23 protein-coding genes are annotated in these 17,874 nt (G+C 45.3%); 3 read left to right on the forward strand and 20 right to left on the reverse strand.

Translation table 11 applies throughout. From position 1 onward, the window contains the following. Window position 1: 1 nt before the first annotated feature. The 18 genes from J8Z24_RS18195 to J8Z24_RS18275 form a co-directional block, all read right to left on the reverse strand. Entirely contained in the window at window positions 2-643 is a 642-nt protein-coding gene (locus J8Z24_RS18195; protein WP_252095920.1) for a phage baseplate assembly protein V, read from the reverse strand. Next, window positions 627-1,166: a hypothetical protein gene (locus J8Z24_RS18200; RefSeq protein WP_252095921.1), complete on the reverse strand. Its 540-nt coding sequence runs from the start codon at window positions 1,164-1,166 to the stop codon at window positions 627-629. Before J8Z24_RS18200 ends, J8Z24_RS18195 begins: the two co-directional genes overlap by 17 nt. Beyond that, complete coding sequence (locus J8Z24_RS18205; RefSeq protein WP_252095922.1) at window positions 1,163-1,798, reverse strand: hypothetical protein; 636 nt, start codon at window positions 1,796-1,798, stop codon at window positions 1,163-1,165. Before J8Z24_RS18205 ends, J8Z24_RS18200 begins: the two co-directional genes overlap by 4 nt. Next, the gene (locus tag J8Z24_RS18210; RefSeq protein ID WP_252095923.1) at window positions 1,764-2,114 is read right to left on the reverse strand and encodes a hypothetical protein; all 351 of its coding nucleotides are present in this window, start codon (window positions 2,112-2,114) and stop codon (window positions 1,764-1,766) included. The genes J8Z24_RS18205 and J8Z24_RS18210 overlap by 35 nt, the downstream gene beginning before the upstream one ends. Continuing rightward, entirely contained in the window at window positions 2,114-3,100 is a 987-nt protein-coding gene (locus J8Z24_RS18215) for a major capsid protein (protein ID WP_235367785.1), read from the reverse strand. The genes J8Z24_RS18210 and J8Z24_RS18215 overlap by 1 nt, the downstream gene beginning before the upstream one ends. Window positions 3,101-3,178: 78 nt before the next feature. After that, window positions 3,179-3,532 carry a head decoration protein gene (locus tag J8Z24_RS18220; protein WP_252095925.1) on the reverse strand — a complete coding sequence of 118 codons (354 nt, stop codon included), beginning with the start codon at window positions 3,530-3,532 and terminating at the stop codon, window positions 3,179-3,181. Next, window positions 3,532-4,887, reverse strand: coding sequence for a S49 family peptidase (locus J8Z24_RS18225; protein WP_252095926.1), 1,356 nt, complete (start codon window positions 4,885-4,887; stop codon window positions 3,532-3,534). The genes J8Z24_RS18220 and J8Z24_RS18225 overlap by 1 nt, the downstream gene beginning before the upstream one ends. Next, entirely contained in the window at window positions 4,884-6,377 is a 1,494-nt protein-coding gene (locus tag J8Z24_RS18230) for a phage portal protein (protein WP_235367788.1), read from the reverse strand. Before J8Z24_RS18230 ends, J8Z24_RS18225 begins: the two co-directional genes overlap by 4 nt. Window positions 6,378-6,391: 14 nt before the next feature. Continuing rightward, window positions 6,392-6,607 carry a phage head-tail joining protein gene (locus tag J8Z24_RS18235; RefSeq protein ID WP_252095927.1) on the reverse strand — a complete coding sequence of 72 codons (216 nt, stop codon included), beginning with the start codon at window positions 6,605-6,607 and terminating at the stop codon, window positions 6,392-6,394. An 11-nt stretch (window positions 6,608-6,618) separates the two neighbouring features. Further along, window positions 6,619-8,664, reverse strand: coding sequence for a phage terminase large subunit family protein (locus J8Z24_RS18240; protein ID WP_252095928.1), 2,046 nt, complete (start codon window positions 8,662-8,664; stop codon window positions 6,619-6,621). Further along, on the reverse strand, window positions 8,657-9,151 hold the full coding sequence (locus tag J8Z24_RS18245) for a DUF1441 family protein (protein ID WP_252095929.1): 495 nt from the start codon (window positions 9,149-9,151) through the stop codon (window positions 8,657-8,659). Before J8Z24_RS18245 ends, J8Z24_RS18240 begins: the two co-directional genes overlap by 8 nt. 206 nt (window positions 9,152-9,357) lie before the next feature. Then, window positions 9,358-9,606 carry a hypothetical protein gene (locus tag J8Z24_RS18250; RefSeq protein ID WP_252095930.1) on the reverse strand — a complete coding sequence of 83 codons (249 nt, stop codon included), beginning with the start codon at window positions 9,604-9,606 and terminating at the stop codon, window positions 9,358-9,360. Further along, entirely contained in the window at window positions 9,603-10,001 is a 399-nt protein-coding gene (locus J8Z24_RS18255) for a 3TM-type holin (protein ID WP_252095931.1), read from the reverse strand. The genes J8Z24_RS18250 and J8Z24_RS18255 overlap by 4 nt, the downstream gene beginning before the upstream one ends. 12 nt (window positions 10,002-10,013) lie before the next feature. Further along, entirely contained in the window at window positions 10,014-10,139 is a 126-nt protein-coding gene (locus J8Z24_RS21860) for a hypothetical protein (RefSeq protein ID WP_286037152.1), read from the reverse strand. 89 nt (window positions 10,140-10,228) lie between these two features. Beyond that, window positions 10,229-10,645, reverse strand: a complete 417-nt coding sequence (locus J8Z24_RS18260) for a glycoside hydrolase family protein (protein ID WP_252095932.1) — start codon at window positions 10,643-10,645, stop codon at window positions 10,229-10,231. Window positions 10,646-10,770: 125 nt separating this feature from the next. After that, on the reverse strand, window positions 10,771-11,097 hold the full coding sequence (locus tag J8Z24_RS18265) for a hypothetical protein (protein WP_252095933.1): 327 nt from the start codon (window positions 11,095-11,097) through the stop codon (window positions 10,771-10,773). Then, window positions 11,078-11,314, reverse strand: a complete 237-nt coding sequence (locus tag J8Z24_RS18270) for a helix-turn-helix domain-containing protein (RefSeq protein ID WP_252095934.1) — start codon at window positions 11,312-11,314, stop codon at window positions 11,078-11,080. Before J8Z24_RS18270 ends, J8Z24_RS18265 begins: the two co-directional genes overlap by 20 nt. A gap of 67 nt (window positions 11,315-11,381) precedes the next feature. Continuing rightward, the gene (locus J8Z24_RS18275) at window positions 11,382-12,587 is read right to left on the reverse strand and encodes a tyrosine-type recombinase/integrase (protein ID WP_252095935.1); all 1,206 of its coding nucleotides are present in this window, start codon (window positions 12,585-12,587) and stop codon (window positions 11,382-11,384) included. Window positions 12,588-12,755: 168 nt separating this feature from the next. On the opposite strand from J8Z24_RS18275, the gene J8Z24_RS18280 reads away from it, so the two are divergent. The 3 genes from J8Z24_RS18280 to J8Z24_RS18290 all read left to right on the forward strand — a co-directional run bounded on the left by J8Z24_RS18280 (window position 12,756) and on the right by J8Z24_RS18290 (window position 15,118). After that, the gene (locus J8Z24_RS18280) at window positions 12,756-13,367 is read left to right on the forward strand and encodes a DUF6037 family protein (protein WP_252095936.1); all 612 of its coding nucleotides are present in this window, start codon (window positions 12,756-12,758) and stop codon (window positions 13,365-13,367) included. A gap of 93 nt (window positions 13,368-13,460) precedes the next feature. Continuing rightward, the gene (locus J8Z24_RS18285) at window positions 13,461-13,874 is read left to right on the forward strand and encodes a LexA family protein (protein WP_138582910.1); all 414 of its coding nucleotides are present in this window, start codon (window positions 13,461-13,463) and stop codon (window positions 13,872-13,874) included. Further along, a complete protein-coding gene (locus J8Z24_RS18290) occupies window positions 13,862-15,118 on the forward strand; it encodes a Y-family DNA polymerase (RefSeq protein ID WP_252095937.1) in 1,257 nt (418 codons plus the stop codon). The genes J8Z24_RS18285 and J8Z24_RS18290 overlap by 13 nt, the downstream gene beginning before the upstream one ends. A gap of 102 nt (window positions 15,119-15,220) precedes the next feature. Here J8Z24_RS18290 and J8Z24_RS18295 read toward each other — a convergent pair whose 3' ends face one another. Both J8Z24_RS18295 and J8Z24_RS18300 read right to left on the reverse strand, forming a co-directional pair. Continuing rightward, window positions 15,221-16,480 carry a hypothetical protein gene (locus tag J8Z24_RS18295; protein ID WP_252095938.1) on the reverse strand — a complete coding sequence of 420 codons (1,260 nt, stop codon included), beginning with the start codon at window positions 16,478-16,480 and terminating at the stop codon, window positions 15,221-15,223. Beyond that, on the reverse strand, window positions 16,477-17,835 hold the full coding sequence (locus J8Z24_RS18300; RefSeq protein ID WP_252095939.1) for an AAA family ATPase: 1,359 nt from the start codon (window positions 17,833-17,835) through the stop codon (window positions 16,477-16,479). The genes J8Z24_RS18295 and J8Z24_RS18300 overlap by 4 nt, the downstream gene beginning before the upstream one ends. Window positions 17,836-17,874 lie beyond the last annotated feature (39 nt).

Here is a 17,874-nt window from a genome sequence, read left to right on the forward strand (position 1 = left end):
ATCATTTACCTGCTGTAACTGTTGATGAACCATCACCATGCGGATTACCAGTAAAGTGACAAATATGCGCGGTCGTCACACATGACGAACCACCATTTAAATGGATCTTGCTGCCGTCAACTTTCACTTTCCCGCCAGCCTTAACCGTTGCATTCTCACCGATGTCAACCGTGGCTGACTTAGCAACCCTTACCGAAGCCTCTCCCTCGATAACGACATCAAGCTTATGCGTTTCCACGCTGTAGCTGACCTTAGTGCCATCCGGATAAACCCTGAGAATCTCATTAGGGTCAGAACTTGGTGAGGGGTATTTGTCACTAAACAGCCCTATCAGGGCTAACGTTTGGCTACCGTTATTGCCGGCACCAAAATTCAGTAGAACACACTGCTCATCGACCGAGGGACAGCGATACTCTCTTACTTCACCTGCCGCTACCGAAAACCAACGGATAAACGGAGTGGTCAGCTTGCCGTGTTTTACTTTGATTAACCAACCTGATTCGTCAACCTCAATGACACGACCCAAGCGGATCATGCTTTGAGTTCGTCGACGTAAGTCCTCAACTTCAGATGAAAGCTCTTCGATGCGCTCGAGATACGGATTCAACATCTCCCGCATAATTTGCTCAACCAGCTGGCGCATTTAAGGTCTCCAAAGGTTTATATTCAGTAGCGTCCTCGATGTTAACCGGATCCACTGCCAAACGAATTGCTGCACGGTATTCTTCGGGTTCAAATTCACTCACACCCACCGTCGCCGGCTGCACAAATTGAACAGACCAGACCGCATAATCATCGAGCTCAGGATGCAATGCGTCAGGACTGGCGCTGATTACCCGTGCAGGCTTAACCCCAGAGATATCAAAATTGTTATTATCCACCTCAATACTGAGCGCCATAGCCGCATTACGAACATCAAGCTGGTGCGTGCTGTACTTAACGCTAAATGCGATTAATATCTCGCAATGTAGAGTCAACGACAGCTGGCCGTTGCCTGGTTGATGATCGTCTGGCTGCCAACCTGACACAGCGAAAAAGGCACGCGGTGTCTCTATCGCTCCGCTAGATTCCGGATAATATTCCACTGACTTTAGCCACTGGATATTCGATAGCAGCCATCGTCTGACTTCTTTGTGGTAATCGTCTAAATGTATGCCCTTGCTCATCTGTAACTATTCCAACTTCGTTGCCTTTGGCCTATCACATCACTCGCCTTAACCCGACCTTTCAAATCCGTGGAAAAGTGAACAATGAAAACCTCCGGAAGTTCATCAAAGATCTCATCTTCTAATTGCACATGCAGCTCATCAGAAACATTCATTTTTGATTCTCGGACAGGGAATCGGCGTTCGCCTTTACGTGAGAATATCGACTTACGTTTATTAATCTTGGCCACAAAACCATCTGTATAGTCCTGCCTGCCAAGCTTGCTCGATGTGAAAGACGCGCCTGCCGGATTGCGTTTGGTACCTATGCGCGTCATTCGACCTTTAAGCTTCGATACGGCCACATCATTCAGACCATACCAGAGTTTTAACTCATCCATGCGGCCATCATTGCGATCAACACCAAACGCAGACTGATAAGCTTGCATCCGCCTGCGGACCGCTTTGAAGCTTTTAGCATCCATGCCGTCACGCATAAGTTTTAAACTACGTGACTTCATGGTGACACTGGTGCGCTTTAGCGCACGAACGTAAGCGCCACGTACTTGTTCAGTAGTGGCACCAAGGGCTGCCTGGATACGCTCAAGCTCATTAACATCAATATCGAATAGCAGGCTTTGGTGATTGTTCATTGTCCAAGTCTAATGTAAGTGGCAAGCTAGAAAGCCCTGTACCATCTGATTTTGGTGGGCGCATTACACAGGCTACTAAGGATTCACCGCTGTCTTTAGCTATATTAAGATGTTCACGAAGTTCAACATTAGAGATCTCGTTTTGTATAGCTGTTAGTTTTAAATCTTGGTTTTCAATGAACCCACCCAGCTTTAAATCACCCGACTCGATTTTGTTTTGAACCAAAACTCTTATAGCTAATCCATTTACTATAATCGTAGCGTTTGCCAGCCGCTTCAAAACCCGGCGGCTGGCCTTTTGGAACGGATCACGCATTAAGGGTTCTTAGTGCCGACTTTGATGCCCACAACCGCACGGGGAGCCGTGTTGATGCTGATTGTGTTGGATTGCGCTTCTAATTCGTGACCTTTGCCAAATTTCATTGGCTCAGCCTTGGCGTAGTAGGGTAAGCCTAAAGTGTTCACGGTTTCTTCATAATCCGCGGGGCCAAAGTAGGTGTTATACATACCACGCACCCCTTCTGGAACCAGTAACCCTTCGTTTGGTAAAATGAACTCCTGATCGCCCACTTGACCTTCGTATTCTTCCCAAATGAAGGAGCCAAATGAGATGCCGCTAGTTACATCATCACGCAGGGCGCTGCCGCTGTCATAGCGTTCGTACGCTCGCTTGAAATCGTCATTTTTCAGCAATTCATCCATTAGCTCTGGGCCAGCTAAAACGCGATAACGAGGTGCTTTAATTGCGCCCTGAGCTTTCTTAGATTCACGCTTGGCCGCTGTTAGCTGGGTGCGCAAGTCTTTGGTGAAATCCAGTGTTTTCACAAAGCGGCTCATATCAAACTTTTGGAACAGGTCAACCAGCACCGTGCCATCATGATCCAAGATCTTGCCCGCCAGTGCGCCCATGCGCTGCCACTCAATGGTGACATCAATGGAGCCGCGCATTCTGTCCAGCTCTTCATCAATCTTGGCTTGCACCATGCCTTCACGGGTTTCACCGCCGAAAGGCTTAACGTTCTGCACAGAATCCGCCAGAACGGCCCCAGACATTGGCAAGTGAACCAGTGGGAAGTTCTCGCCCTTGCGCTTGTTATCTTTCAATGATGTGCCTTCACTACCGCGAGACTTAGCAGGCACTAAGATGATCGAGTTGTTCTTTTCCACGATATTGACACTGGTTGTGTCAATGCGCTTTTCTTCAAACAAACCCAGCTCACCAATGCGGCCCGGCGTTTGTTCAGTACGGTTGATTGACTCGGTAAGGTTTTCAACCGTAAATAGTTCTTGAATTTCGTCCATTCTTTTTCTCCGAACGGTAAAAGCAACACGGCCAGTGATTCACTAGTCGTATTTAAGGGTGGTTAGCCAGCAGGGCGCTTAACGCACAATGATGTGGTTCGCGTTCAGTTGCTTAATGGCTACGGTTTTCTCTTCTTCGGTGATGCCGTCCGGCCACACCAGTGATGACGCTCGCACAGCTGTCAGTCGAGCATTCACCACGCCTTTTTTGGTTGCTGCGCTGGCATCCACTGCACGATACAAGATAGCGGCGGCCACTTCGCTGCCGTCACTGCCTGCCGGGTCAAGCTGAACCATCTCACCGCTGGCCGTAACTTCACCCAATACCGTTGCCGTGAGGTAGTTACCACCACTTAATAGGGCATCATCACGGCTCAATCCGCCCACCTCACTCAGGATGTGGCTGCCTACGTGCGCTTTTTCTTCAATCATTACTTACCTGCCTTTGCCTTACGTTTTGCCATGATGGCGTTACCGTCAATTTTGGCGGTCTGCTTTTCTTTGCCAACCACCTGCCCTTCAATCTTGCTGCTGTCATCCCCTGCCGCTTGCGCTTCGTGGATAGCTTTGCCTGCCAGTTTCACCGGATCATCAAGGTGAGCTAGCAAGGCGGTGGCGCTGCCTCCAATGCCTGCCGCTGAGCACATATCCTTCAAGCCACAGGCTGCGGCGATCTGCCTTTCTGCGCTGGCTTTAGTTACATCCGGCTTGAGCAAGTTGGCCGCCAGTTCAGGAAAGCCGGCACTGGCACAAGCTGCGGCAATGTCACCAGCATGTTCCAAGGCGGTAGCCTCCGGCTCCACTTTTGGCTGTAAGGCTTTAAGCACATCCGGGCGCTGCTCTTTAATCGCTCCGATCAGCACATCGGCGCTGGCTTCGGTCGCGGCTGGCAACGTCACCACTTTTGTTTTCTTGTCTGTCATTTTGTGTTTTCTCTCTGCTAATTGACTGATCACGCCTTCAAGGCTGCCAAGTCGGTGGGCCATCCCCTGATCCACAGCGTTCTGACCAATCAAAACGCCCCCCTGCCCAAAATCGGACAATACCGTTTCACGGGTTGCGCCCATATTGCGGGCCACCCGGTCAATAAATACATCCGCCATCTGATCAAGGCGGCCTTGCCAATCGGCGCGACCCTCTTTACTGGCGGGATCAAGGCGCTTTTTCGGGGATTGGCTGGACACAAATTCCAACCGTTCCACGCCTTCATCCGTGTCTTTGTAGCGGGTCAAGGTGGCAACTACACCAATTGAACCCACCATAGCCGTGGCATCAATCACCAGCTCATCAGCGGCACTGGCCACCCAATAAGCGGCACTGGCCCCGGTTCCTCCGACATAAGCCACAATAGGCTTATCACCACGAGCAGCATGTATCATTTCCGCCAGTTCGTGAATGCCATCCGCTTGACCGCCAGGACTGTCAATATTGAGCACAATCGCTTTCACGCTGGGGTTGTTCAGGGCTTCGTTAAACTCTTTCGCCACCAGCTGGGTAGATGCACCGCCACAAATGGCCTGAAACCATGTGGCATAGCGGCTGATCACGCCATTGACGTGCAGCACCGCCACCCCACCTTCTCGCAACTCCAAGCATTGCCCCAAGGCTTTGCCATCTTTTGCCATGACGGCTTGATACTGCGGCAAGTTCTCAGCGGTGGTTTTCAGTTCGGATAAGTCCAGACTGTCCACGTCTCGAGCCGCTAACTGGCCCATGATGCTCAACAATCGTTCATCAAGCGCCCAAGCAGTACTTAGCAGGTACTCAAGAGCTAGGTGCTTTTTCATGCGCTGCTGTCCTCCTTATCTTGTGGTGTCTCGGCTTCTTCTGGGGCATTAAAAAGCCCGGCTAAATTGCCGGGCTTCTCAACACCTTCTTCCTTGCAGATTGTTTCCCAGCGCTTCAATGCCTTGGCATTTCGACGCATGTTCTCGTCAAGGTCCCGTCCATACTCTGCGGCCTCTGCGTCAATATTAGATAGTTGATTTGATACCGCTTTTTGTCGAGCATTAACATCCTGCTCAGGATGAAGCCATTTAAACGCATCTGGGCGAATGTCTAACGCCAGATAGTAATAAGGGTTATCGGCATAACCGGGCGCATCGAGCTTGCCCACCAGCACCGCATCCGCTAACCACCATTGCCAGATCTTAAAGGCAACTTGGAAGCCACTGAGATTGACTTGATCAAAGCCAATGCCTCTGCGGTACTCGTTGAGGAGTGCCCGCACTAGCCTGTCATTCAGGCCAGCCCAGTCCCCGGTTAATAACGGGTAAGGAATTTCCTGCCCTGCGGCCATTTGCAAGGCTTGCCAACGCACAAAATCACTGTAACCGCTGCCCGTGTTGTCCCCATCAAACAGTTGGAGTTTTTCACCTGCCACCCCGCGCAACATGGTGCCGGTGGTCACTCGCTCCACTGATTCCACGGGTTCGCCATCGTCAAACATTGGCTTACCCGTCATAGGGTCATACTCAAAGTCGTCTTCATCGAACGATTCTCGATACAAAAAGCCTGTGAAGTTGCTTCGCTCTCTCTTGCGCACCAGCTCGGCATCATCATAATCATGGAACGTGCGATCTTTTAGCAGCACCGCCGCTGGATCAGGTTCGCCACGAACTTGACCGGGCCGAAGCTGCTTGAAATGGTGGATCACGTCATGAGCCGGAATTCGCTCCAAGTCGGCCAAGCTGACCACATCCACCCCATCTTGCGGGTGATGCTTATAAAACCAGTACGCCACACGCACTTTGCCTTGAAACTCTACCCCCTGCACCACTCGGTTGCCGCTCTTAAGCTTACGGTTAAATTCCACTGGACAAAGGTCGGACTCCATCACATCCACCTGAATGGGTACCGCCAAACCAGAAGATAAACGACGGCGTAAACGGCGAATAAATACTTCACCACTCATGCGCCTTGCTCGCACGCACAAATCTACCAACGCGCCAAAGTTCTTGATACCTTCGGGATCAAGCTGCGTGCAGCTCAGTTTCCACAATTCATTGGCGGCTAGTCTAAATTCATCATTCCGACAAGTACTGAGTAACCAAAAACCACGACCTACCTCATTAGTAGTGTTTTTGTTGATGGCACTTCGCAATAACGGGCTGTTTCGGTAAGCCGCGCGGCTGCGATTTCTCAGTGGCTTTATAGCCGATGCTAGTGCACGATTTGGCCCCGCTGCTGTGGCTTGCCAACCAATTGAGCGTGGTGCTCTTGTTGCCCCCTCATACGGGACTGTCGGTGTGGATAGCGGTTCCCCATCCAGCCCCAAAATGATGCTTTCTTTCATCGAATTCCCCGATCGCCAACAGTAACAACTCCCGTTAATGGACTGCGGCGGCGGCCTGCCCGTTTCGCCATGACGCGACCAATGTAACGTTTTGCGCGTAACAGCTCGGTCATACTGCGATATGTCACCTCTCGTCCGTTGATTTTTACGGTCAGTTCTCCGCTGGCAATGGCTTCATCGAGCGCATCCAAATCATCTTGAGTAAATGCCATTGCGTTCCTCTCTAGGTTCTACGCCTCCTGCGGCGCTTAGGTTGCTCTGTTGCTTCCCCTGCTCCCGTTAATATCTCGCTGTTTTCATCAATCGGCTTGGCCCACGGCGGTGGATTGTCCCAACTGATCCTATCTGCTTTGCGATCAAAGATAATGGCCCAGCAATACACCAACAGGTCAAAGGCTTCGTTTCGGGCTGAGTTAGACGGTTTGCGCCACTTTCCATCTGGGCCACGAGTTTCACAGCTCAACTCATCGAAAAAGCTCTCTGGCAGCCAGTCAGGGAAATGCACATAACGGCGGCCTGGTTCCTCACGACCCAAAGCATTTGCCACCACGTCTTTGATTTTGTCCGTATTTAGAAGCCACACAGGTACATCACCCGCCGCGCTGGCCTTACGGTCATTACGTTTGGTGTTATCCGGGTAACTCTTTTTCAATAACGGGGCCGATATACGGCTGGCCCCTTTGACCAACATAAACCGCCGAGACAGCCCTAACTTTTTCAAATTACGAAAATAGTTGTAAGCGTTATCTGTCACCCCTTCTTCACCGCCGGAGTCACATGCAGTGAGTAAGATAGGCATGTGCCGGCCTGATTCATCATCAATTTGGTAGGTTTTGTTGATCACCTTGTCGGTGATCACGTCCCAATCTTCCAGATAACTGGCTGGGTCAATCTTGGCATAGCCGCTGGCCGTGTCGGGATCTTCGCGCTTGCTCTTGGTTAGGGCATATCGGTCAATCACAATGTGTTCCAGCTCAGCCCCCCAGCCCACCACTTGCACTTCAAATCGAGGCGTTTTCTTACCACCCTGCACGTCAATGGCTGCGGTCAAAAAGCGCACCCAGTCCAGCACCACTTTCACGCCCAGATCGCTGCGCCTGTCCATCAGGTCATTGGCGTTTCTGTCCGTGTTTCTTGGTGGTGTGAACGGCTTGCCTTGGTCGGTGTTAGTTGTGGCCTTGAGGTTTTCAAGACTCCCTGTGCGTTCATAGTCATTCATGGCCGCCAGATACTTGTAAACCAATTGGTTCCACGTTTGGAATGCGGCACTTGGGCCTTTCTGCCAAAAGCTGGCAATGCGGCTCACTCTGGCTTCACCGTGAATTTCTCGGTTTTGGTCAAGCCAGAGCCCTTGAGGCAGCCACACCCCATTGCGGTTAAAATCATGTTTGAATTTTTCTTGGTGCATAACCCCGCAATGCGGGCAGCCCAGATATACTTCCCGGCTCGCCTTGGTCGGGTCGGGTTCGTTGGTGTCATACACCAACAATTCAAAATCTGCCTCAAACCATTCCCCGCAATCCGTGCATTGCCAATACCTCAAGCGGCGATCCCCTTGGTTAAATAAGGAAAGAATGCCTTTGGTTGGCGGCGCTTCATGCGGACTTTCTGGCCGATACATGGGATCAAGAATGTCATAGCCCGGTGAACTCTCCGCCAACACCATGCCACTGCTCATAAAAGTTTGGGTACGTTTACCCGCTAACACCCAGCCGGAGCCCTCGCCGCCCACATCCTGTTCCATTCGGTCATAATCCGTGAGCGCCACCCGTTTCCAGTCGGATGAAGCAAAAATGTTTTTACTCGGCCAGCCGATCTTAAGGTAGTGCCCGGCTTTGAAAATCTTGTCATGCACGTTGTTATCATGGGCACGCGGCGATAATGCCGCCCGCACTTCCGGGCTGGATTCAAAGCTGCGGCTCAAGCGCTTTTTGCTGTACTCCCGCGCCTTTTCCTCAGAAATCTGCACCACCAACATATCCGCGGGGTCATTGACTACAGTGTGCATGATCCACGCATCAAGCAAGCTTACTGTTTTACCTGTTCGAGCTGGGCCAACAAACACCACACCATCATATTGCCGCGATTGCAGGCAATTCATAGGTTCGTGCATGTATGGGATCAGCGAACCATCCCAAGGCACCATTGCCCCACCTTGCTCCACATACAACAACCGTGAGGCACTTTGTGAAATCGGTTCGCGCTTGGGAGCTCGCACTAAAGCGGCGGATTCACGGCGAACCCTTGAAGCTTTGGCATAATTACTCATCCGCAACATCCATCAGTTCGTTGTATAATTGGTCGCGGAATGTATCAGTAACTCGCTCCAGCACATCCAACTGCTCTGGGTTGAACAGCCGGGTGCGCTCCATCTTATCAGGCAAGCCTTCAAAAAATGCCACATTAGCTTTTAGGGTTCTAACCTGATCGGCTCGGACTTCTTCCACAGGGATAAGCTGTTTGGTTTTTTCTTCAAATTTCAGCCGTTCGTTTTCCGACTGGTAATAGTCTTTTCTGTCTTTGGGATGCAACTCATCCGGCTTATATGTCGTTGGCACTACATTGGCTTCACCAGCAAATAAAGCTGGTCCAACATCAAGGAGCGGATAAAGGGGTATACCCTTCACTTTTTTCACTGGAGCAACCCCAGCAGTATTTAATCGCTTTCGTACCGTGTCACGGGATACCCCAAACGCCTGAGAAATTCGGGTTATGTTCCACAGATAAGCGTCATCAATTTTTGTAACGTCACCCACACTTCGACATCACCTCTTGCATAATGATCTAGTGACGATCTTAACCGTCAGAAAGGATCAGATTTTAGTCAATACCTTCAACCCCAACCCCTTGCCAAACTTGATAATTATCAAGGTGCTGCTGACGAACATAGAAACCCCGAAAATTAGCCATTCCCCGCGAGTCAGTGACCCGTGGTTTAAAATCAATGTTCTAGGGTCCCCAGCTAGTTCGAGCTCAGCAACATATCAAGCTTTTTGTCTATCGAGTCCAATCGTTTTTCAATCCGCTTTTGGTCTTCGTTACGCATCTGCTTTAAATGTGTAAGCTCTTGGCTATTAGTACTTATTCTCTTGTCTAGGTCTCCAAGATACAAAATACCCGAAACCAATAGCGTTACGGTGGTAATTATGTGTGCTAGATTAAACTCTTTCTTCATATGCCATTGGTTTGGGTTCTGGGTTGGCTGCGTCACTTAGCAACTCCTTTAATCTTTTCTACTGTGCGTAATCCGGCTAACCCTAACATGCCAAGTGTTAACTCAAGCATTACATCCAGAGGCAACTCGGGTGCGCCCACTTCTGGACACAACCACTGTAATATTGGATTCACTACAAATGAGAAGAGAAAGCCCAAGCCGCATACCCATAGTAGAAATGGTCTAGCGCCTGCTACAAATACACTACGGTGCGATGCGCTTACTGCATTTATCTGCGCTTGTACTTCATATGACTTTGCGATTACCCGCGCTTTCAGCAGTTCAATGTTTAGTTCCTCTTCTTTACTTGTGAATAGCTCATCGAGAATGCTGCCCACCGCATCAATTGGGCCAACTGCTTTAGATGCAAACAAGTCACGAATCCAGCTCATGTCTTACCTTTACTAAATGAAGATTACTAAACCGACTGCTTTTACAACCTGTGTAATTATTTGCGCATATACTTTTAAACGTTCTGTTTTAGCTTTGTACTGCTCAACTTCTTGTTTTTTATCATTACTTTTGTTCATAGTAAGCTTCTATAGTTAATAAATTTACATAGAAGCTTAACGTTGTTGGTTTTATCGGATAATTAAAATGTCATTATTTTTGAAATTAGTTACTGCCATTCGCCTGTAATCATTTGCTGAGCTAGTTCGTTGGCTCGATTAGGTACTTGTTTAGCCCATCGGCTGTCTAACATTTCAATCGACGCCAGCTCATAGTTACCGTTTTCTATATGTCGTATCATTTTTTTAAAAGCTATAAGCCCATCAAGCCCAAGGTTAAAGGCCATGTTAACTAATACTGCTAAACGCGCCTCATTGCATTTACTCGTATCGATACGACGCATTACACCAGCTTTTGCCTCTCGAACATCTTTAGCAAGTAATTGCTCAGCCTCTTCTTCATCTAAACCAACGTCATCAAGGTTTCTGCCATAGCCGATGGTTAGCTTTCCGCCAGTACAATAGTATGGATGACGTTTATAACCCTCATGTTTTTTTATTTGTTCAACTAAAAGCATTAAGGCCATTTCCTTACTCCCAATAAAAAACCCGCATTAAGGCGGGTTGTATAAGTCACTTGCTCGTTGCTACTGCGGAAAGCATATATCAATCATACGCTTTTATTCTCAAACTCAAAGTCCAATAATGACACCTAAAACTCAACTAAAGCACGCTCGGCATGTACCTGCCTAAACTCAAATTGAGTTTTTGTGATACCTAGCTTGGTTGCACCTCGCTCTGAAGCAAGTTGATGACAATAAACGGTATTTAATACAGCTATATACTCAGGCCTCAATGCGCTTACTTTCCCTTCCATCAACTCGTAAATTGACTTGACAGCTCTACTCTCTTCTTCTAAACCTTTACTTTCCATATACTGGTGGAGCATGTTTTTACTCTTATAGCCGTTCTCAAAATACTCTGAACGAGAGTAGGCACCCCAAATACTCAAGTACGCTTTAACCGTTTTTATATTCATTATCCAAACTCTCCAAACGCTCTCTTACTGCAAAAAAGTCCTGACAAAATACACTGTCAAAAATATCAATCACATCGCTAAACGCAGGCTCAGTTCGGCCACTTTCCCAACGCTTCAAAGTGCTCTCTGCAACACCATATTCCTCAAACACTTCCTGCTGCGTTAGTCCCATTCTTGTTCTGGCTATACGGATATACTGACCACCTTTTAAACGCATGTTGACCCTTTAAATTTTCCTTTGTGTAAAACACTTTTTATTAACGCAAGCCCTTTAACTCTCTGGCTTACAACCACTTTTCAAAATTATTCCGTGTCGGAATAGTGTCGGAGTTTATTAGGCGCTCAATCTTGTTGTGCCATTGCTCCAAAGCCTCACGTTTTCGACTCTCAAGATGTGAGTGCATATACGCCTGATCTACCCCTCGTAATGCGTGGTTTAATAAACGCTGTACGACTAAATAATCCACTCCAGCTTCTATCCAGCAATCAGTTGCCAACTTTCTTAAGTCATGAGCTGACCACTTTCCACCACTAACCGATTTAACCCAGCTGTCGGTGGTTGATTCCCCAACTGATTCACCTCGGGCATTTGCAAACAAATAGCGGCAATTACCCCCCTGTTCTTTGCGAAACAATGCCACTTCTCGCATCACAAACTCAGAACATGGAATTACTAACTCGTCATCCGTTTTTGTCACTCGGGTTGGCAATATAAGGCGTGGATTTTCAGACGTATCAAACCAGGTATACTCAATTAAGCTCGTCTCGGTTTTGCGCGTACCAAAGCACAGCAAACACAAGGTAAACAATCTTGGCTGCCTTTCTGCTTGTTTTATTTGGTCAATAACATCACGTAATTGGTAAGGTCTTAACGCACCGGCTTTAGGCTTAATTTTTGATTTATGAAAATTCTTGAATGGAACACCAGCTAAAGCCGTAGACTGAATAACCGCGCTATCCGCCCCCTGCTGCAAAATACGTTTTAACTGTGCATACACTTGGCGAATGGTACTTGGCTTATAACCCTCCTCCATCATTGATTGAACCAAGTGTTCATCCACAAGACCTTTGTCTAGTTTACCGACGCTAAAAGCACCAAGGCGGGGCAATATATGTTTTGTAACCAAAGATAAGGATGTAGTTTTATATTTCTTTGAGATTGAAGCATTGCGCTGCTCACGCTCGACGTACCATTGACTAAGCTCAGCAATATTAAAAAACGCGGTTAATTTCGCGGTTTCATTTTGTGCGACAGCTAAAAGTAAACCTTCAAGCTGCTTTCTCGCGCCTGCGGCCGAAACTAACGGCCAGTCACCAATCTTTGGTCGAGACGTTTTTCCGTTACGGTTTAACTCCAACAGCCAACTACCAGTCCTATCGGCTTTATAACGAAGGAGCAAAGGTATTTTTTGGTCTTTAACTTCACTTACAGATAAATCTTTACTGTAACGGTGTAAAGCACCTTCCGAAAGCTGAACTGTTATTCTCATGCGATTTTCGGTTGTTGGAAACTGTCCAATATTCTAATCACTGATAACAGCTCAAATACGACACCTCATGCCTTGTTAATAAAACCAATACTTTATAACCAACTTGAAACAAGGCAATTAATCCTATAGCTTTAGTTTTACATCGTTAAAAGACTAGGAAGTTCCTTTATGAAAATGACCGCTCTAGAAGCACTACATAAAAGTATGCTAAAGATACCAACCGACGTGCAACAGTTCCCTCTTAAACTGGGGGCGACAAGCTTCTCATGCTTGTTCACAACAAGATGTACAGAAGATCGACCCTACTTTGGCCTTTCACTGACATCAAAAGGAGCAAATCCGACATTTATATTGTTTGATGTTAAACCTGGTTACTACATTAGCCCTGCATTTGAGGAAGATACTATATACTACCCGCTTTTAGATGCGTTACGGACTCATGGAATGGGTGGCAAGCTATACCCAAAAGAGTTTTTGAAACAATTAAATGATGCACTTCCAAAAGCAGCACAAAGAAAGTCAATACCAAGTCCAAAGCAAATTATAGATTTGCGCCCCGATATAGTTGAAGATAGAAAAAAATCGAATTTTTGGTACTGGAAACCTTGGCCTATTTCGAACGATCCAAACAAACCCTCTCCTCCATCAAAAGAGAATAGACACAAAACACTTATGCTACTGGGCCCACAAGCCCTTCGGTATAGTGAGCATACTAACTCCTCATCATGCTGGACAGCAGATGAAAGCAAAGCCACAGAATGGGATTGTCCAAGCCAGTGACGTTAGGCAGGCTCTCAAATTCACTAACCTTCGCATTGCACATCCAATAAATCGCAATTATACTGTATTTATGTACAGTGTAATTTATCGTGTATGAAAGTTATTCCTATTAAAGCGCAAGCGGGTATTGTTGGATTTGAGTCCCCAGCTTCTGAATACAAAGAGCTTGGGCTTTCACTTGATCAACTCATTATCAACAACCCAAACGCCACATTTATCGGCCTAGCATCGGGTGAATCAATGCAAGGTGTTGGTATATTCGACGGTGACATCCTAATTGTCGACCGCTCGATTTCACCAAAACAATACGATGTGATTGTTGCAAATTATAACAATGAATTTGTATGTAAGATTATAGATATAACTAACAGAAGACTGTTATCAGCCTCGCGTATTTATGCGCCGGTAGCAATATCGGAAGCAGATACATTCCAACTTGAAGGTGTTGTGATCAGCACCGTTAGACTCTTTAAGAAAAACGTAGAACTTGCCAAATGTATGCGCTAGTTGATGCTACCTCATTTTATGCCTCGGCCGAAAAGGTATTTGATCCAACAATTCGTAAAAAGCCTGTCGTCGTGCTTTCAAATAACGATGGTTGCATTGTTGCTGCATCACCAGAAGCAAGAGCCCTAGGCATTCCAAAATTTGAGCCCTACTTCAAATTAAAGCAAATACTAGAGCAAAATGGTGTGATCATTCGCTCTTCTAATTACGAACTATACGCCGATCTATCAGACAAGATGATGGCCGTGATTGGACAGTTCTGCGACCAGCACTACGTATACTCAATAGATGAAGCATTCCTTAAATTCGATGGTTACAGCTCAATCGTAAATAACTGGTTCGATTATGGCCAACTCATCCGCCGCACAGTTTGGCAAAGCACTAAGCTGCCGGTTGGAGTAGGTTTTGGCCCTACCCCCACACTAGCCAAAGCCGCTAACCACGCCGCCAAAAAGTTTGCAGACGCAACCGGTGTAGCCGTCATTCACAACGAGCAATCACGTAAAACAATACTTTCACGTATGGCTACAGGTGACGTTTGGGGTATAGGTAAACGTCTATCTAAAAAGCTCTCAATGATGGGGATTGAAACAGCGTTAGACTTAGCAAAGCAAAGCCCAAAGCACATCCGCAAACAGTTTAGCGTAGTGCTAGAGCGCACAATTGAAGAGCTAAACGGCAACACATGCCTATCGTGGGATGAAGTAAAACAACGCAAAAAAGAAATTTACAGCACCCGCAGCTTTGGTGAACGTGTTACGACTCCCGCTGCACTCAAAGCTTCATTAATCACACACTGCTCAGTAGTAACCAAAAAGCTGCGACAACAACAATCGCTGGCAAAGCGCATTATCGTTTTCGCACACTCTTCCCCCCATGAAGACGGCTACTTTAAAAAGTCATTTATTCAGTCGCTACCCGTAGCGTCGGCCGATAGCATAGTATTTGCCAACGCAGTCGAGCAAATATTTAAAGAGTTATTTAAGCCTGGTGTTAGGTACTACAAATCAGGAATTGGCGCATTAGAGCTGGAAGACAACAATTTCCAACAAGCAGACATGTTCAACGTCTCACAAGACAACCCAGAACTAATGAAAACAATAGACGACATTAACAAACGATATGGCATCACGGCAGCAAGACTAGGTAGCGAAGTTCAAAGTAATGATTGGGTAATGAAGCGTGAGTTTTTATCACCACGGTACACTACCCGGTGGCCGGATATCCCGAGAGTTAAGTGTTGAAAGTTGTCCCCTGCTTTAACATCTCCATGTTAGAGCCCACAAACTTAGGCGTCTAAATAGCCACTCATCAGAAAATATGGAAAGCTTAAGTATAGGTCTAGCTTAAATCCTCTTAAGCGCTTTTGTTACATCTGAAACAATCAAACGAAAATAGATAGCATATATAATGTAAACTTTAATACTATACGAAAAAACTAACCACGTTAATATAGCACTTCTTTCAACCTTTTCACGTTTTATATATTCAACCCTTTTTCGCGCCTCTAACTTATGATTACAATTCAGACAGGACCAATAGTGAATAAGAGAAACTGGGAATAAAAAAACAAAAGCAAACGATATGAGAGCTAAAAAGGAACTCCCATAAGCGTTGTACAATTCATTACAGTTATAAATGCAATAGTAGTTAAAGTAATGAAAAAGTATAGAAAAAAAGAGGTAAACTGATGAAGTTAACAAAGTTAGCGAGATAAGAAGTGACTCTGAAGAAATTAAAAATATGGAAAGACCATAATCTTTATCCATAAACTTATATTCAATTACAGCCTTTAACAACCTCAACGCAAAAACTATTGACAACAAAAAAGGGGGAATTAAAAATTGCGTCCCTTTAAAATACTCAAACTGCTTATTTTTATCCAGTTTACCCCTTATTACATCAAGCCTTTTTTCAACATCTTTTTTTACAATCATTGCCAAGTCAAGTAATTCAGGTTGTTTATAAAACTCAACCACATTATAAAGTCGTAGATTATACAAGTGAAACTTCTCATAGGTTTTTTCAATCACGCGATTCAACTCGTAATTGTTCAACTCCACTTGAAACTTATTTAACTCTTCACTTTCACGTAAAATATAAGATGAAATCCCATCATTCAAATAAACCAAGTCAGCTTCTAATGACTGTTCAATTGCACTCTCATAAGAATTCAATTTAGAAAGATAGTCACCACCAAAAAAAGCAGCTGACAGGAAAAACACAAGAACAACAGAAGCTAAATCAACAAATTTAACAAGCTTTTTCGAAACGCCGAAAAAGCACAATACAAGCATTAAAGATAGGCCAAAAATCAACCCACCAAAAAAAGCATAATAAAATGAAAATAAAACACCAGGAGCTAAAGTGTAGTAAATAAAATCATATATTAAAGAAGATTCTATATAGTTTAAAAACACAAAAGTAAAAAAAATAAAAGAAGCAGAAATAAACAATAAGAACACACCAAAAACTTTCTGACAGAAAAGTAATTCCCTCAATGCACTGGGCTTTTTGTTGTAAACTCGCTTTCCATTTTTTGGGGAGTACATCATGCTAAAATATATTTTTTTTGCTTTTTTTAAGCGCTTTAGTCTGTAATTCAAACTTCCCCCCGCATTCGTGCAACTTTCTGCTCTACCGGCGTTAATGGTTGATATTTAACATAGCTACTTTTTGCTGTAGCAGAGGCTTCACCAGCCGTAAACAATCTCTGAAAATCTAGTTTTACATTATTTCTCTCAGCAATCATACGTACAAGCCCTTTAGTGATCGACTCCCTAAATTTATACATTCTCGGCCTGCCCTTTATACCTGTATCAACAATTGAGCCAAAAGGTTTGCGCTTCAGGTTCGATAGCTCTTTCATGAGAGCACTATTATCAATTGGCTCTAAGCTTAATTTTTTGCACACTTCGCTATAAGAAAAAGCTATATGCTCTAAATGCCTAATTTGGTCTGCTGAATCGGCTAGTGCCCATAAAATATGATGGTAAAATTCATCTCTTCCTAAAGTTGCCTTGTCATAAGATTTCTTCTCGTCATGTACAATGGTCTGAATCGCTAGATCCAAAGAGTTTAAAAACACCCCAAAGCTAACAACACTATCACCATCATCTCGCCTAAACATCTCCGCAAGTATTTTTTCACATATCAAATGAATGTAATGCGGGTAGCCATCACTTAGGCCAGCAATGCGCATTCTGATATCTTCAGGTAGAACAACGCCAAAATGAGTAAAAGCCCTATCAATAATTTCAAAGCGGCCAGTCCAATGCAAAGGAAAAACATTAACTTGATGAATTTGCCTAGTACTTGACGAATGTCCACCGAGTAAGTCTTCAAGCGATTCAGCAATACCTGTAAAAATAAACCTGACCTTTGCACCCATATTACTCAAGTGTTTAATCAAAACAGCAAACTTCTCTCGCTCTTCTTTCACTTCAATCGTGTCAAACTCATCAACAACCACAACACTATTTTCAGAGTATTGTTCAGATATATCATTCAGCACATCCGCAGCGCTTGAAAGATCAGTAATGGAGTCGGATAAATAAGTCTTCTTTGCTTGCTCAGCATTAGACTTTTCGTATTTAAAACCAGCAATGTTTAAACCAAGTTTTTCAGTAGAAAGCATACTCTTATCAATCACGCTGCTTTCCATTCTTCGAACTACTTGCTTAACAATAGACAAAAATGAAGAGTCTTTATCACAATTTACAACCAGATAAGGTTTATCAGAGCTTTGAATCTTATTAGCAACGGTATACGCCAAAGACGACTTACCCACGCCACGCTCACCGTAAATAAAACAGTGTCGGCCAGGTGCAAACATCGCTTCTTCAATGTTATCTATTTCTATCTCTCTACCGCATAAAAACTCTATAGATTTTATTGGCTCTGAAGGAGTAAGAACCTCATGTAGCTCTTGAAAAAATTCATTTCGTGATAGCTTTTTCATCATATTTCCTTTAATTATCTGATTAATAATAACTCAATT

Origin of the sequence: Pseudoalteromonas sp. SCSIO 43201 (assembly GCF_023716725.1) — a bacterium.
Lineage (GTDB): Bacteria > Pseudomonadota > Gammaproteobacteria > Enterobacterales > Alteromonadaceae > Pseudoalteromonas > Pseudoalteromonas peptidolytica.

Excerpts from the sequence above, each read along its gene's own strand:
- J8Z24_RS18195 (WP_252095920.1), bottom strand. The coding sequence starts at position 643 with ATGCGCCAGCTGGTTGAGCAAATTATGCGGGAGATGTTGAATCCGTAT.
- J8Z24_RS18200 (WP_252095921.1), bottom strand. The coding sequence starts at position 1,166 with ATGAGCAAGGGCATACATTTAGACGATTACCACAAAGAAGTCAGACGA.
- J8Z24_RS18205 (WP_252095922.1), bottom strand. The coding sequence starts at position 1,798 with ATGAACAATCACCAAAGCCTGCTATTCGATATTGATGTTAATGAGCTT.
- J8Z24_RS18210 (WP_252095923.1), bottom strand. The coding sequence starts at position 2,114 with ATGCGTGATCCGTTCCAAAAGGCCAGCCGCCGGGTTTTGAAGCGGCTG.
- J8Z24_RS18215 (WP_235367785.1), bottom strand. The coding sequence starts at position 3,100 with ATGGACGAAATTCAAGAACTATTTACGGTTGAAAACCTTACCGAGTCA.
- J8Z24_RS18220 (WP_252095925.1), bottom strand. The coding sequence starts at position 3,532 with ATGATTGAAGAAAAAGCGCACGTAGGCAGCCACATCCTGAGTGAGGTG.
- J8Z24_RS18225 (WP_252095926.1), bottom strand. The coding sequence starts at position 4,887 with ATGAAAAAGCACCTAGCTCTTGAGTACCTGCTAAGTACTGCTTGGGCG.
- J8Z24_RS18235 (WP_252095927.1), bottom strand. The coding sequence starts at position 6,607 with ATGGCATTTACTCAAGATGATTTGGATGCGCTCGATGAAGCCATTGCC.
- J8Z24_RS18240 (WP_252095928.1), bottom strand. The coding sequence starts at position 8,664 with ATGAGTAATTATGCCAAAGCTTCAAGGGTTCGCCGTGAATCCGCCGCT.
- J8Z24_RS18255 (WP_252095931.1), bottom strand. The coding sequence starts at position 10,001 with ATGAGCTGGATTCGTGACTTGTTTGCATCTAAAGCAGTTGGCCCAATT.
- J8Z24_RS21860 (WP_286037152.1), bottom strand. The coding sequence starts at position 10,139 with ATGAACAAAAGTAATGATAAAAAACAAGAAGTTGAGCAGTACAAAGCT.
- J8Z24_RS18260 (WP_252095932.1), bottom strand. The coding sequence starts at position 10,645 with ATGGCCTTAATGCTTTTAGTTGAACAAATAAAAAAACATGAGGGTTAT.
- J8Z24_RS18265 (WP_252095933.1), bottom strand. The coding sequence starts at position 11,097 with ATGAATATAAAAACGGTTAAAGCGTACTTGAGTATTTGGGGTGCCTAC.
- J8Z24_RS18270 (WP_252095934.1), bottom strand. The coding sequence starts at position 11,314 with ATGCGTTTAAAAGGTGGTCAGTATATCCGTATAGCCAGAACAAGAATG.
- J8Z24_RS18275 (WP_252095935.1), bottom strand. The coding sequence starts at position 12,587 with ATGAGAATAACAGTTCAGCTTTCGGAAGGTGCTTTACACCGTTACAGT.
- J8Z24_RS18280 (WP_252095936.1), top strand. The coding sequence starts at position 12,756 with ATGAAAATGACCGCTCTAGAAGCACTACATAAAAGTATGCTAAAGATA.
- J8Z24_RS18285 (WP_138582910.1), top strand. The coding sequence starts at position 13,461 with ATGAAAGTTATTCCTATTAAAGCGCAAGCGGGTATTGTTGGATTTGAG.
- J8Z24_RS18290 (WP_252095937.1), top strand. The coding sequence starts at position 13,862 with ATGTATGCGCTAGTTGATGCTACCTCATTTTATGCCTCGGCCGAAAAG.
- J8Z24_RS18300 (WP_252095939.1), bottom strand. The coding sequence starts at position 17,835 with ATGAAAAAGCTATCACGAAATGAATTTTTTCAAGAGCTACATGAGGTT.